We start from the raw sequence: 13,219 nt of genomic DNA, 5'->3' as shown, positions 1-13,219 counted from the left end.
ATGAATTTATGTGTGGAATAGTTGGATATATTGGTCACCGTGAGGCCTGGCCTATTGTGATAAAAGGACTGAAGCGACTCGAATACCGTGGGTACGACAGTGCGGGAGTAGCACTTTTGTCAGGAAGCGAGCTCAATATCTATAAGAAGGCAGGCAAGGTGCTGGAGCTAGAAAACTTTGCCGAAGGTAAAGATGTATCGGGTACTGTGGGCATGGGACATACCCGCTGGGCGACACATGGTGCGCCGTCTGACAGAAACTCACATCCCCACACTTCAAATGATGGTCGCTTAACGATCATCCATAACGGTATCATTGAAAACTATGCAACGATTAAAGAGGAACTTCTTAGCCGCGGCCACGAATTTAAAAGTGACACGGATACCGAGGTTCTTATACATCTGATCGAGGAAATCCATAACAACGAGAAGACAGATTTACTGGAGGCCGTACGTTTAGCGCTACGCGAAGTGAATGGGGCCTATGCGATCGTGATTATGGATCAGGACAATCCGGACCAGCTGATTGCGGCAAGAAAGGGAAGTCCTATGGTGATAGGCGTAGGTGAGGGCGAATATTTCATAGCCTCAGACGCCACGCCGATTATAGAATATACGAAGAACGTGATCTATCTTAACGACAATGAGATCGCCTTCGTTAAGCGTGATGAACTTCTTATCAAGCGCTTGGATAACGTAATTCAAACCCCTTATATCCAGGAGCTTGAATTGAAGCTTGAAATGCTGGAAAAGGGCGGTTACGAGCACTTCATGCTTAAGGAGATTTATGAACAGCCACGTTCGGTTCGCGATTGCCTGCGCGGGCGTATCTACCCGGATGAGGGACGTGTTCAGCTTGGGGGCATAAGTGCCTACGCGGAAAAGCTAAAGAACGTTGACCGGATCATTATTGTGGCGTGCGGAACTTCCTGGCATGCGGGTCTCGTAGGCGAGTACCTGATCGAGGAATATGCACGCATCCCTGTGGAAGTGGAATACGCTTCGGAATTCCGTTACCGCAATCCGATTATTACCGAAAAGGATGTCGTTATAGCCATTTCACAATCCGGCGAAACTGCCGATACCATGGCTGCCATTGAGATGGCCAAGGAAAAAGGGGCTACTATTTTTGGTGTATGTAATGTGGTTGGGGCATCGATACCACGGATCACAGATGCTGGAGCTTATACGCATGCCGGACCCGAAATTGGGGTCGCCTCTACCAAGGCTTTCACAGCGCAGGTAACCGTACTTACTTTGATAGCCTTTAATCTGGCACAGCAGAGAGGAACGCTGAACCGGTCTGAACTGGCCGAACTGCTTACAGAACTTGATCATATTCCTGCTAAGATAGAGGAGGCACTGCAATCTAACGCGCTGATTAAAGATATTGCTGCTAAATTTAAGGATTCAAGAAATTGCCTTTTCCTGGGCAGAGGCAGCGGTTTTCCTGTTGCGCTGGAAGGTGCCTTGAAACTTAAAGAGATATCCTATATACATGCCGAAGGGTATCCTGCTGCAGAGATGAAACACGGCCCTATTGCACTTATCGACGAGGAAATGCCGGTGATATTCATCGCTACGAAAAACTCTTCCTACGAAAAAGTGATCAGCAATATCCAGGAAGTAAAAGCAAGAAAGGGTATTGTACTGGCCATTGTGACGGAAGGCGACGTTGAAGTGCGCAAGATGGTGGATTACTCTATTGAGATCCCTGACACCAATGAAGCGTTTCTGCCATTGCTCGCTACGATTCCACTACAGTTGTTGTCTTACCATATCGCAGTAATGCGCGGATGCAATGTAGACCAGCCGAGAAATCTCGCTAAGTCGGTAACGGTTGAATAGTTGGTCCTAGAACGGCAGATCGCCGGAAGGATCGTCACTTTCATTATAATTTACAGCACTCCTGGAAGTACTGCCGTTGGTATTACTTTCAGGAGTGGCTCCTGTTGCTGGTTCAAAATCACTTTTGCGACCAAGTACGGTGAAATTTTCTGCCACTACTTCGGTGATGTATTTTTTTACCCGTTCGCGGTCTTCAAAAGAGCGGGTGCGAAGTTTGCCTTCTATATAAACCAGCTTTCCTTTTTGAAGATATTTAGACGCTACTTCGGCAAGACCGCGCCAAAGAACAATATTATGCCATTCTGTTTGTTCAATTCGTTTGCCATCTTTAACATAATTCTCTGATGTAGCCAACGGAAAGCTGGCAACGGTTACCCCGCCATCTAAATGTCTGACTTCCGGGTCCTTACCCAGGTGACCAACTAAAATAACTTTGTTTATACCTGACATGAATTGCTAATAATTTGCTCGTTTAATTACTTCAGTCATAAAATCGTGAATCACCTTCGGCAGCGGAAGGTGATGGAACTCCTCCGTCGACACCCATTTTATATCTGCATTCTGATTAAAGTTAATGATATAATTGTCTAATACAAAAAATTGGACAAATATCGTTTGGTGTGTCAGCAGGTGCCTCATTTCTTTAAGGTGCGTAAGCGAGGCGTCTTTACCGAACAGATCCTGAAAGCGGTTTCTGAAGGAAACGTCCGAAGTGAAGTTGTCGGCGGTTTCTATCAGGGGAAGATCGTAGAGTCCCTGCCAGATGTCTCCGGCCGGCCGCCTTTTAACGAGAATAGCGCCGCTATCGTTCTGACACAAAAAATAATTGAAATGTCGCACGCGCTTTTCCCGGCCTTTCATTTTTACAGGCAGGCTGGCCGTAAGCTGATGCTTATAAGCATAACAGCCCGTTTGCAAGGGGCAGGTATCACAGGCAGGCTGTCTGGGCTTGCACTGCAATGCGCCAAATTCCATGATGGCCTGGTTGTAAATAGCCGCTTCCTGACCGGCGGTCAGCTCTTGCGCGAGTTGTTGAAATGCTTTGATTCCCTGGCTGCTGTTTATGGGCGTCGATATCCCGAAATACCTGGAGAGGACCCGGTAAACATTGCCATCTACAACGGCCCTGTTCTCGTTGGAAGAGAACGAGGAGATAGCCGCGGCAGTGTAAGGTCCGATGCCTTTCAGCTTAATGAGGTCCTGATATGCGGTTGGGAAACGGCCACCGTGAGTTTGTACTACATCCTGTGCTGTTTTGAGCATATTCCGTCCGCGCGAGTAGTAGCCCAGTCCCTGCCATAGTTTGAGCACCTCGGTTTCCGATGCGCGGGCGAATGCTTCGACACTGGGGAAGGCGGCGAGGAACTTATTGAAGTAGGGCAGCCCTTGTTCCACCCGGGTTTGCTGCATAATGATTTCCGAGATCCAGATCACATAGGCATCGGTAGTTTCCCTCCACGGCAGCGCTCGTTTATTATACAAATACCACTTAATCAACTCGTTCTGAAAATTCATAGCCGCAAAAATAGGATTATTGCTGCGCTTTTTACAAAACTTGCAATCGGCTGATATTCTACCCGGAAATAAATGATCTTTTATTTTCCTATCTCGCTAAAAAGCAATACTTTTGCAACCCCAAAACACTTATAAGTAACGGAGCAAACATTAAATAAAACTAACAAATAGATTATGACTAAGGCAGATATTATTTCAGAAATATCAACAAAGACAGGGATTGAAAAGGTAGATGTTCAGGAGACGGTTGAGGCGTTTTTCAAAGTGATCAAGAACAGCATGATCAGCGGAGAAAATGTCTATGTAAGAGGTTTTGGTAGTTTTGTTGTTAAAAAAAGAGCCCAAAAAACTGCAAGAAATATTTCTAAGAATACAGCGATCATCATTCCGGAGCATTATGTTCCAAGCTTTAAGCCGGCGAAAGTATTCGTGGACAAGGTAAAAAGCAATTCTAAGAAAATCAGCGTAGAAGCATAAGCTATGTTTAAAAGTATCAGGTCTAAGCAAATAACCCTAATCAGTGCGATTGTACTGATTATGGCTTTTTTGTTTAGCCGTGATATTAAAGGGCTGGTAAAACCCAAAGAAGAGCAAAGCGGTTTCAGGAAGGAAGCTGCGGCTGATATGATCAGTCTCGAAGAGGTTTCTCAGGAAGCTAAGCGTTTATTAAACACGGATTTAGCCAAAGAGGTTATCGATCTTGAGGCTAAATTTGAAGCAGCTGATGAAAACGGAAAGGCAGATGCTGCTTTAGCTTTGGCCCGGAAGTGGGATGATCTTGAGCAGAGCACCCCAAGTGCTTTATATCTGGAGATCGCTGCAAAAAAGCAGCCTGATCTTATGAGCTGGGTGAATGCCGGAGAGCGACTGCTTACTGCCTTTGACAATAGCCGGGACACAATAATGCAACCGGTGCTTTTGCAGAAAGCGAATAATGCATTCAAGGAGGCTATGAAGATCGATTCGACGAGCCTTGATGCCAGAAGCGGATTGGGTATAACAATTGTGAATGGTATGGGCATGCCCATGCAGGGTATAGCCATGCTGATGGACGTGGTAAAAGAGGATCCGAAAAACCTGAAGGCAAATATGAGCCTGGCTACCTTCGCCATTAAATCCGGACAATTCGATAAGGCTATATCCAGGTTTAAGGATGTTGTTGCGATAAAGCCATTGCCGGAGGCCTATTTTTACATGGCTACTGCCTATGAAAACCTGGGCAAGAACGCAGAGGCTATTGATGCCTACCAAACAAGTAAAAAGTTAGCTGCTGATCCAACTTTATCAAAATTTATTGATGAGCGGGTACAGGAGTTAAAACAGAAATAATAAACAGATTAAAAAATATTTAAAAATTAAACACTATGCCAAGCGGTAAAAAAAGAAAGAGACATAAAATGGCTACGCACAAACGCAAGAAGCGTTTAAGAAAAAACAGACATAAGAAAAAGTAATTTTTTCTTATTGTTACGGCACCAAAAGTACAGGCTAAGATTAAGTTCCTAGCCTGTGTTTTTGGTTGCATTAGTTTTTTTATAGTTCATGTGTTAATCATGAGGCATGCTGCCTCAAAATCTGTAGCTTTTGGTAAAAGAATTAATTGTTGATTCCTCCCCATTGGGAGTAACCATAGCTTTAGTTGAAGACAAACAACTTGTAGAACTTCACAAAGAACAGATCAATAACAACTATGCCGTAGGCGACATTTACCTTGGGCGCATTAAGAAAATAATGCCCGGGCTGAATGCTGCTTTTGTTGATGTGGGATATGAAAAAGATGCCTTCCTGCATTACTTTGATCTTGGTCCGCAAGTACAATCTTTAATAAAGCTAACTCGAATAAAGCGCAATGGAACTGTTAATGGTACATTGCTTGACAACTTTAAGCTGGAAAATGACATTAACAAAGCTGGTAAAATATCGGAGGTTGTAAGTAAGAACCTGCTTCTTCCGGTTCAAATTGCCAAAGAGCCCATTTCCACAAAAGGACCCCGGCTTAGTTCCGATCTTTCTATAGCGGGCCGTTATATCGTATTGGTACCATTTTCCAATGTGATTTCCATTTCAAAAAAGATCAAAAGCAATACCGAGCGTAACCGTCTTAAGAAAATCATCGAAAGCATTAAGCCGAAGAATTTCGGAGTAATTATCCGCACGGTATCTGAAGGCAAGGGGGTTGCGGAACTCCAGAAAGACCTGCTGGATTCTGTTGCTAAATGGGAAAATTTCACCAAGAAACTTCCTGAGGCTGAACCTTCCAAACGTGTATGGGGAGAAATGGACCGGACATCAACATTGATCCGTGACATCCTGAACACCGAGTTCACGAACGTTTATGTGAACGACAGTGGGCTGTTCGAAGATATACGGTCTTATGTGCATGAGATATCGCCAGAGATGGAAAAGATCGTTAAGTTTTACAAACACAAGGAGCCTATTTTTGAACACTTCGGTATCGAAAAACAAATAAAGGGAGCGTTTGGGAAAACGGTAAACCTTGCGGGCGGTGCTTATCTAGTTGTTGAACACACGGAAGCCCTTCATGTCATCGATGTAAACAGCGGCAACAGAACTGCAAGCAAAGAAAACCAGGAGGAGAATGCTTTGCAGGTGAACAAGGAGGCCGCTAAAGAAATAGCAAGGCAGCTCCGTCTTCGCGATATGGGCGGTATTGTCGTGATCGATTTTATCGATATGCACAAGCCGGCTAACCGTAAGATTCTGTTTGATCACCTTAGGGACCTTATGTTGCTTGACCGTGCAAAACATACCATATTGCCGCCAAGCAAATTCGGACTTGTGCAGATCACGCGTCAGCGGGTGCGTCCGGAGATGAACATTGTGACGAGCGAGAAGTGTCCGACCTGCAACGGTACCGGAGAAATTAAGGCCAGTATTGTTTTAATGGATGATATTGAAAACAATCTGACCTATATTTTGCAAGAGCAAAACGAAAAAAATATTACGCTGTGTGTTCACCCATACATAGCTGCTTACATCAAGAAAGGGTGGCTTATGTCATTGCAATGGAAATGGTTCTTTAAATTCGGTCAGCGAATTAAAATTAAATCCGTACCGTCTTACAGTCTGACGGAATTCCACTTCCTTAGCGCTAAGGAAGAAGAGATAAAACTTTAAGTCGTTCCTCTTTCCTTATAGCATGCCTGAACCCGACGGTTCAGGCATGTTGTTTTATGGCTAAAGGCGTAGCTCGCGGCAAAATTTGTTATGCCACCATAACAGTTTCCCCCAGATTATATACATTTGGCATAACTTGTTATTCTAATAATATTATTATGCTGTTTCAACTAACCGAAGAACAACTAATGATTCGTCAGGCTGCGCGCGATTTTGCGCAGAACGAACTGAAGCCTGGCGTTATTGAGCGTGATGAACATCAGAAATTTCCTGCTGAGCAAATAAGGATGCTGGGTGACCTCGGGTTTCTGGGTATAATGGTATCCGAAAAATACAACGGCAGCGGAATGGACGCCCTGTCTTATGTGTTGGTTATGGAAGAACTCTCAAAGGTTGATGCCTCTGCCTCTGTAGTTGTTTCGGTCAATAATTCGCTGGTATGCTATGGGTTGGAAGCCTTCGGGTCGGAGTTTCAAAAAGAGAAGTATCTGAAGCAGCTCGCCTCAGGCCAGCATATTGGTGCATTCTGCCTGTCTGAACCGGAGGCCGGTTCAGATGCCACCTCGCAGCAGACCACTGCTGAAGACAGGGGGGACTATTATCTGCTTAACGGCACAAAAAACTGGATTACCAACGGTAGTACCGCCAGTACATACCTGGTTATTGCGCAAACGGACAAAGGGCTTAAACACCGTGGTATCAATGCCTTTATCGTTGAGAAGGGGATGGAGGGCTTTACAGTAGGCCCTAAAGAAAATAAGCTCGGCATACGCGGATCGGACACCCACTCCCTGATGTTTAATGATGTGAAGGTGCCGAAGGAGAACCGTATCGGCGAGGATGGATTCGGTTTCAAGTTTGCCATGAAGACCCTCGAAGGAGGACGGATCGGTATAGCTGCACAGGCCCTGGGCATTGCAGCCGGAGCCTATGAACTTGCGCTGGCTTATGCGAAAACACGTAAAGCTTTTGGAAAGCCGATAGCAGATCATCAGGCGATTGCCTTTAAGCTGGCTGAGATGGCGACACAGATTGAGGCGGCGCGGCTGTTGGTGTATAAAGCCGCCTGGCTGAAGGATCAGGGTCAACCCTATACGCTTGCCGGTTCAATGGCGAAGCTATACGCCTCCAAGGTGGCTATGGATGTTACGGTTGAGGCCGTGCAGATTCACGGCGGTTACGGATATGTAAAGGAATATCATGTTGAGCGACTGATGCGTGACGCCAAAATAACCCAGATCTATGAGGGAACATCAGAGATTCAAAAGCTCGTGATTTCCCGGGACATCCTCGCTTAAGTCAAATCCGGATGTCGCCGGGGATCAGGATCAATCTTCATCGCCCCGCAGCGCGCTGAAAATCGCCTTAATGATAGCCAGTACAATGGCCAGCAGCGCGGCGGCCCAAAATCCGGTCGTCTCAAAAGAATCCATCACGTTGTCGACCATCAGTATCATGAGTACACTGATTACGAAGGACACCAGTCCCAGGGTCAGAAAGTTTATGGGAAAGGTCATGACGCGTAAGATGAAGCCTACGGTGGCATTGGCCAGCGCTATTAACAGCGCAGCAATAATGGCGTTGCCAAATCCGTCTATGGTAACACCAGGAACCAGTTTGGCGCCGATGAACACAGCCAGCCCCATAAGTAAGATTTCAATGATCCATTTCATTGTTGTAAGTATAAGAAAATAATGCCTGTGTTCTTATATCAAACAATGCGCCAGTTTGCCTGGCTTTGTAAGCCGGATACTAAGCAGGCGTCGACCGCATCCTAAGCGCTTGAGCCCGGGCAGTATCCGGGCAGCAACCGGGTAGTATCCGGGTAATATCCAGAGAGTATAGGGTAGCATATTTTGATCTTAGAAACTTTATTACTATATTTGTAATTAATTGAAGACGAGAGGGGACATGGGTCCCCTCTTTTCTGTTAACGGCATTTTTGTGGAGTATGCAGATAGAAAGCAGAGTAAGAGAACTTGTTGAAGAGAAAATAGCTGACCGGCCTGAGCTTTTTCTGGTTGATGTGAAGATGTTGCCCAATAATAAATTGATCATTCATGTTGATGGTGATCAGGGAATTAATATTCAGGATTGTGCAGCAATTAGCAGGCATGTAGGTTTTCATCTGGAAGAAGAGAACGTCATCGACCGGGCTTATAACCTGGAGGTTTCCTCGCCGGGAATTGGTGAGCCGCTTCGGATGGAACGTCAATACAGAAAGAACATCGGTCGCGAAGTAAGTGTGAAGCTTGTAAGTGGTGAAACTAAAGAAGGAAAGTTGCTGGCTGTAAACGAGGCCGGAATAAGCATAGAGGCAAAAGTAAAAGAAAAAGGAAAGAAAGCAGTGCTGGAAGAAACCAGTATAGCTTTTGATGAAATAACAGAAATAAAGGTTTTAATTTCATTTAAATAAAATGAGCAATATTAATTTAATCGATTCATTTCAGGAGTTCAAGGACTTCAAGAATATCGACCGCCCTACAGTAATTAGCGTGCTGGAAGAGGTATTTCGCAGTATGCTGCGCAAAAAGTATGGTACAGATGAGAACTGTGACGTAATTGTGAATCCGGATAACGGGGATTTGGAGATCTGGCGTACAAGAAAGGTTATGGAGGATGGGTTTTCTGAGGATGATGACCTGGAGATTGAGCTTGCCGAAGCCAAACAGCTTGATCCTGACCTGGAAGTAGGCGATGATTATATTGAACAGATCACACTGGAGAGCTTCGGGAGACGGGCGATCCTGGCTGCACGTCAGACACTGGTATCTAAGGTTCTGGAGCTTGAAAAAGATGAGATATTCAAAAAATATAAGGATCGTGTAGGTGAGATCGTAACCGGTGAGGTTTACCAGGTTTGGAAGAAAGAAACGCTTGTGCTTGATGATGAGGGTAATGAGTTGCTCATGCCTAAATCGGAGCAGATACCTGCCGATTACTTTAAGAAAGGTGACAGCGTTCGTGCCGTGATCCTTAAAGTAGACATGGTTAATGCTACGCCAAAGATCATTATTTCAAGGATTGCGCCTGAATTTCTGCAACGTTTGTTCGAGATTGAAGTCCCTGAGATTTTTGATGGGCTTATTACCATTAAAAAGATCGTTCGGGAGCCGGGTGAGCGTGCCAAGGTGGCTGTTGAGTCTTACGACGACCGGATTGATCCGGTTGGTGCCTGCGTGGGTATGAAGGGTTCACGTATTCACGGAATTGTACGTGAGCTTAAGAATGAGAACATCGACGTGATCAATTTTACCAATAACATTTCGTTATACATCACCCGGGCGCTTAGTCCTGCAAAGATCACATCGATTAAACTGGATGATGAGCGTAAGCACGCGGCTGTTTACCTGAAACCTGATCAGGTGTCACTCGCGATTGGTCGCGGTGGTCACAATATTAAACTGGCAGGTAAATTGACCGGATATGAGATCGACGTATATCGTGAGACAGATGAAGAAGATGAGGATGTGGATATTGAAGAGTTCTCAGATGAGATCGATAGCTGGATCATTGACGAACTGAAAGCGATAGGCTGTGATACGGCAAAGAGCGTTCTGGCCCTTTCGGTAGAGGACCTTGCTAAACGTACGGATCTTGAAGAAGAAACCATCAAGGAAGTAATGAGTATTCTGAAATCAGAATTTGAATAGTCGGTTATGACTCTTCTAACATTGGGCACAATTTTAAAAACTAATTGCCTGAGCATGAAATAAACAAGAATAAACGTTACTTTTGTAATAGAATAATAATAGAAAAAGGAGATCAATGTCAGACGACAAACCAATAATTTTATTTAAGGCAGTTAAGGAACTTAACGTAGGGATTGCTACGGCTGTTGAGTTCCTGGAAAAGAAAGGCTTTTCTGTTGAGAATAAACCCACTACTAAACTTAGCCGCGATATGTACAACGCGTTGCTTAAGGAGTTTCAGGGCGATAAGATCGTAAAAGAAGAAGCCAATCAAATTGTCATTGGTAAAATTCGTCGTGATGAGCCAGAAGTTTCTGAGCGTGTACCGGAGCCGCCAAAGAAAAATGTTGATTTTGAGAACGAAGGCGTTCTGATCAAGAATTTAAGTGCTTACACGCCTCCTGCCGAAAAGGTTAAGGAGGATGTTCCTGCAAAGCCGGCGGCACAGGATAAACCAGAAGCCGATAAGACCGAAGATGGGGCGCTTCCGGGGGTTAAAGTTATCGGCAAGATTAATCTTGATGATTTAAACAGACCGAAAGCACCAAGGAAGGAGGAGACTCCGGACGTACCGAAAGAACCGGTGAAGGAAGCCCCTAAGGCCGAAACACCGCAGCCACAGGTTGAAAAGCCTGTAGAGCCGAAGGTAGAGAAAGTTGAGCCTGCTAAGGAGGTAACTCCTCAAGCTGCGCAGGTGCCGGCAGAAGCCGCTCCGGCTAAGCCGGTAGAAAAGCCTGACGAGGAAGTGATTAAGGCTCGCTCCGTAAGGCTTTCGGGGCCGAATATTGTAGGGCGAATTACCTTGCCTGTTACTCCTGAGCGTAAATCGCAGCCTGTAGCTTCTTCGGCAGACAGCGCTGACGCGAAGAGAAAGCGCAAACGCAAGAAGACTCCGGGACAGGGCTTTACGCCAGGTGCGGGTCAGCAAGGCGGGCAACCTGGTCAGCCAGGGGCACGGCCTGCGGGCGGTCCGGGCGGCCGACCTGATTTCAGAAATAATCCGGGCGGCAGACCTAATTTTAGGGGAAATAACAACAGACCGGGAGCACCTGCTGCCGGACCTAAAGAGGAGCCAACGGAAAAGGAAATACAAGACCAGATTAAGGCAACGCTTGCACGTCTTAGCGGCGCAGGCAAATCTGGCAAGTTTGCGCAACGTGCCAAACTTCGCCGCCAGAAGCGGGATGATGTGGCCATGTCTGCTGATGAGGCGGCAATGGAACAGGAACTGCAATCCAAAGTGTTGAGGGTTACAGAGTTTGTTACAGCAAACGAACTGGCCAGTATGATGGATGTGCCGGTTACCAAGATCATTGCGACATGTATGAGCCTAGGTATGTTCGTGTCGATCAACCAGCGTTTGGATGCGGAGACGCTAACGATCGTGGCGGATGAGTTCGGTTACGAGATCCAGTTTGTGAAGCCGGATGATGAAAGCGACGTGCTGATTGAGGAGGAGGATGATGAAGAGGATCTGCTTCCTAGAGCTCCGGTTGTGACGATTATGGGTCACGTGGATCATGGTAAGACTTCGTTGCTGGATTATATCCGGAAAGCAAATGTGGTTGCCGGTGAGGCGGGTGGTATTACCCAGCACATCGGTGCCTATATGGTTACGACCTCTACCGGCAAAAAAGTGACCTTCCTGGATACACCAGGTCACGAAGCGTTTACCGCCATGCGTGCAAGGGGTGCCAAGGTTGCGGATATTGCCATTATTGTGGTGGCTGCGGATGATGCGGTGATGCCGCAAACCAAGGAAGCCATCAATCATGCACAGGCTGCAGGGGTTCCATTGGTATTTGCTTTCACTAAAATAGATAAGCCGGGAGCCAACTCTGATAAGATCAGAGAGCAGCTTTCGATGATGAATATCCTAGTGGAAGATTGGGGCGGTAAGTTCCAGTCGCAGGAAATATCGGGTAAGAGCGGATTAAATGTGGATCTGCTTCTTGAAAAGGTATTGCTGGAGGCTGAATTACTTGAGCTTAAAGCTAACCCGAACAAGCGTGCTACGGGAAGTGTTATTGAGGCAACGTTGGATAAAGGACGTGGTATTGTAACTACCGTGCTTGTTCAGGCTGGTACCCTGAAAATAGGTGATCCTATTCTGGCAGGAAGTTACAGTGGCCGGGTAAAGGCCCTGTTTAATGAGCGCGGTCAGAAAGTTGATAAAGCTGGGCCTAGTGTCCCGGTACAGGTATTGGGTATGCAGGGCGCACCTACAGCGGGCGACAGATTTAATGCGCTTGAGAGTGAGGTAGAGGCCAGGGAAATTGCGAATAAGCGTTTGCAACTGATGCGGGAGCAAGGTTTGCGTACGCAAAAACATATTACACTGGACGAGATCGGAAGACGTTTGGCTATTGGAAACTTCAAGGAGCTGAACCTGATCATCAAAGGTGACGTGGACGGATCTATCGAAGCACTTTCTGATTCGTTATTGAAGTTATCTACACCAGAGATACAGGTTAATGTAATCAGCAAAGGTGTGGGTCAGATTTCTGAATCGGATGTGTTGCTGGCATCAGCTTCTGATGCGATCATCGTCGGTTTCCAGGTTAGACCTTCAACCGGTGCACGTAAACTTGCTGAAGCGGAGCAGATTGATATCAGGCTGTATTCCATCATCTATGATGCGATCAATGAGATCAAAGCTGCGATGGAAGGCATGCTTGCTCCGGAGTTCGAAGAGAAAATTACGGCGAATGTGGAGATCAGGGATACCTTCAAAATCACGAAAGTGGGAACCATCGCCGGATGTATGGTGCTGGATGGTAAGATCAACCGGAACAGTAAAATCCGTATCGTTAGGGACGGCGTGGTGATCTACACCGGTGAGCTGGCTTCATTGAAACGTTATAAGGACGACGTGAAGGAAGTAAGTGCTGGATATGAATGCGGTCTGAACATTCACAACTTCAATAACATTGAAGTAGGGGATATTGTGGAAGCATACGAGCAGGTAGAGGTGAAGCGGAAGTTGTAAACTGTCCGTTTACCTACACACAGATAAAGAAGCTGCTT

11 protein-coding genes are annotated in these 13,219 nt (G+C 46.0%); 8 read left to right on the top strand and 3 right to left on the bottom strand.

Features of this window, described 5'->3' with window-relative positions; translation table 11 throughout:
• Positions 1–8: 8 nt before the first annotated feature.
• Complete coding sequence (gene glmS, locus J3P40_RS02220) at positions 9–1,847, top strand: glutamine--fructose-6-phosphate transaminase (isomerizing) (RefSeq protein WP_256002432.1); 1,839 nt, start codon at positions 9–11, stop codon at positions 1,845–1,847.
• Between the two features lie 6 nt (positions 1,848–1,853).
• On the opposite strand, the gene J3P40_RS02215 is transcribed toward glmS, so the two are convergent.
• Entirely contained in the window at positions 1,854–2,297 is a 444-nt protein-coding gene (locus tag J3P40_RS02215; RefSeq protein ID WP_256002429.1) for a single-stranded DNA-binding protein, read from the bottom strand.
• Positions 2,298–2,303: 6 nt separating this feature from the next.
• Positions 2,304–3,362: an A/G-specific adenine glycosylase gene (gene mutY / locus J3P40_RS02210; RefSeq protein ID WP_256002427.1), complete on the bottom strand. Its 1,059-nt coding sequence runs from the start codon at positions 3,360–3,362 to the stop codon at positions 2,304–2,306.
• 174 nt (positions 3,363–3,536) lie between these two features.
• Here mutY and J3P40_RS02205 point away from each other — a divergent pair, with 174 nt between their 5' ends.
• From J3P40_RS02205 to J3P40_RS02185, 4 genes are all read left to right on the top strand, one after another.
• Entirely contained in the window at positions 3,537–3,839 is a 303-nt protein-coding gene (locus J3P40_RS02205) for an HU family DNA-binding protein (RefSeq protein ID WP_256002425.1), read from the top strand.
• 3 nt (positions 3,840–3,842) lie between these two features.
• Positions 3,843–4,691: a tetratricopeptide repeat protein gene (locus J3P40_RS02200; RefSeq protein ID WP_256002423.1), complete on the top strand. Its 849-nt coding sequence runs from the start codon at positions 3,843–3,845 to the stop codon at positions 4,689–4,691.
• A gap of 255 nt (positions 4,692–4,946) precedes the next feature.
• Positions 4,947–6,500 carry an Rne/Rng family ribonuclease gene (locus J3P40_RS02190; RefSeq protein WP_256002419.1) on the top strand — a complete coding sequence of 518 codons (1,554 nt, stop codon included), beginning with the start codon at positions 4,947–4,949 and terminating at the stop codon, positions 6,498–6,500.
• 158 nt (positions 6,501–6,658) lie between these two features.
• The gene (locus tag J3P40_RS02185) at positions 6,659–7,798 is read left to right on the top strand and encodes an acyl-CoA dehydrogenase (RefSeq protein WP_256002417.1); all 1,140 of its coding nucleotides are present in this window, start codon (positions 6,659–6,661) and stop codon (positions 7,796–7,798) included.
• 30 nt (positions 7,799–7,828) lie between these two features.
• Here J3P40_RS02185 and J3P40_RS02180 read toward each other — a convergent pair whose 3' ends face one another.
• Positions 7,829–8,173: a phage holin family protein gene (locus J3P40_RS02180; protein WP_256002416.1), complete on the bottom strand. Its 345-nt coding sequence runs from the start codon at positions 8,171–8,173 to the stop codon at positions 7,829–7,831.
• A gap of 278 nt (positions 8,174–8,451) precedes the next feature.
• Here J3P40_RS02180 and rimP point away from each other — a divergent pair, with 278 nt between their 5' ends.
• The 3 genes from rimP (at position 8,452) to infB (ending at position 13,181) form a co-directional block, all read left to right on the top strand.
• Positions 8,452–8,916 (top strand): ribosome assembly cofactor RimP, encoded by a 465-nt coding sequence (gene rimP / locus J3P40_RS02175; RefSeq protein ID WP_256002414.1) that lies wholly within the window; start codon positions 8,452–8,454, stop codon positions 8,914–8,916.
• Between the two features lies 1 nt (position 8,917).
• Positions 8,918–10,153: a transcription termination factor NusA gene (gene nusA, locus J3P40_RS02170; protein WP_256002411.1), complete on the top strand. Its 1,236-nt coding sequence runs from the start codon at positions 8,918–8,920 to the stop codon at positions 10,151–10,153.
• A 115-nt stretch (positions 10,154–10,268) separates the two neighbouring features.
• A complete protein-coding gene (gene infB / locus J3P40_RS02165) occupies positions 10,269–13,181 on the top strand; it encodes a translation initiation factor IF-2 (protein WP_256002409.1) in 2,913 nt (970 codons plus the stop codon).
• Positions 13,182–13,219 lie beyond the last annotated feature (38 nt).

The sequence above is a fragment of the Pedobacter deserti genome (genome assembly GCF_024436415.1).
GTDB lineage: Bacteria > Bacteroidota > Bacteroidia > Sphingobacteriales > Sphingobacteriaceae > Pedobacter > Pedobacter faecalis.
This window is presented reverse-complemented; position numbering and strand designations above follow the sequence as displayed.

Bases quoted from the DNA above. Each gene is read 5' to 3' on its own strand.
- glmS (WP_256002432.1), top strand. From the start codon at position 9: ATGTGTGGAATAGTTGGATATATTGGTCACCGTGAGGCCTGGCCTATT.
- J3P40_RS02215 (WP_256002429.1), bottom strand. From the start codon at position 2,297: ATGTCAGGTATAAACAAAGTTATTTTAGTTGGTCACCTGGGTAAGGAC.
- mutY (WP_256002427.1), bottom strand. From the start codon at position 3,362: ATGAATTTTCAGAACGAGTTGATTAAGTGGTATTTGTATAATAAACGA.
- J3P40_RS02205 (WP_256002425.1), top strand. From the start codon at position 3,537: ATGACTAAGGCAGATATTATTTCAGAAATATCAACAAAGACAGGGATT.
- J3P40_RS02200 (WP_256002423.1), top strand. From the start codon at position 3,843: ATGTTTAAAAGTATCAGGTCTAAGCAAATAACCCTAATCAGTGCGATT.
- J3P40_RS02185 (WP_256002417.1), top strand. From the start codon at position 6,659: ATGCTGTTTCAACTAACCGAAGAACAACTAATGATTCGTCAGGCTGCG.
- J3P40_RS02180 (WP_256002416.1), bottom strand. From the start codon at position 8,173: ATGAAATGGATCATTGAAATCTTACTTATGGGGCTGGCTGTGTTCATC.
- rimP (WP_256002414.1), top strand. From the start codon at position 8,452: ATGCAGATAGAAAGCAGAGTAAGAGAACTTGTTGAAGAGAAAATAGCT.
- nusA (WP_256002411.1), top strand. From the start codon at position 8,918: ATGAGCAATATTAATTTAATCGATTCATTTCAGGAGTTCAAGGACTTC.
- infB (WP_256002409.1), top strand. From the start codon at position 10,269: ATGTCAGACGACAAACCAATAATTTTATTTAAGGCAGTTAAGGAACTT.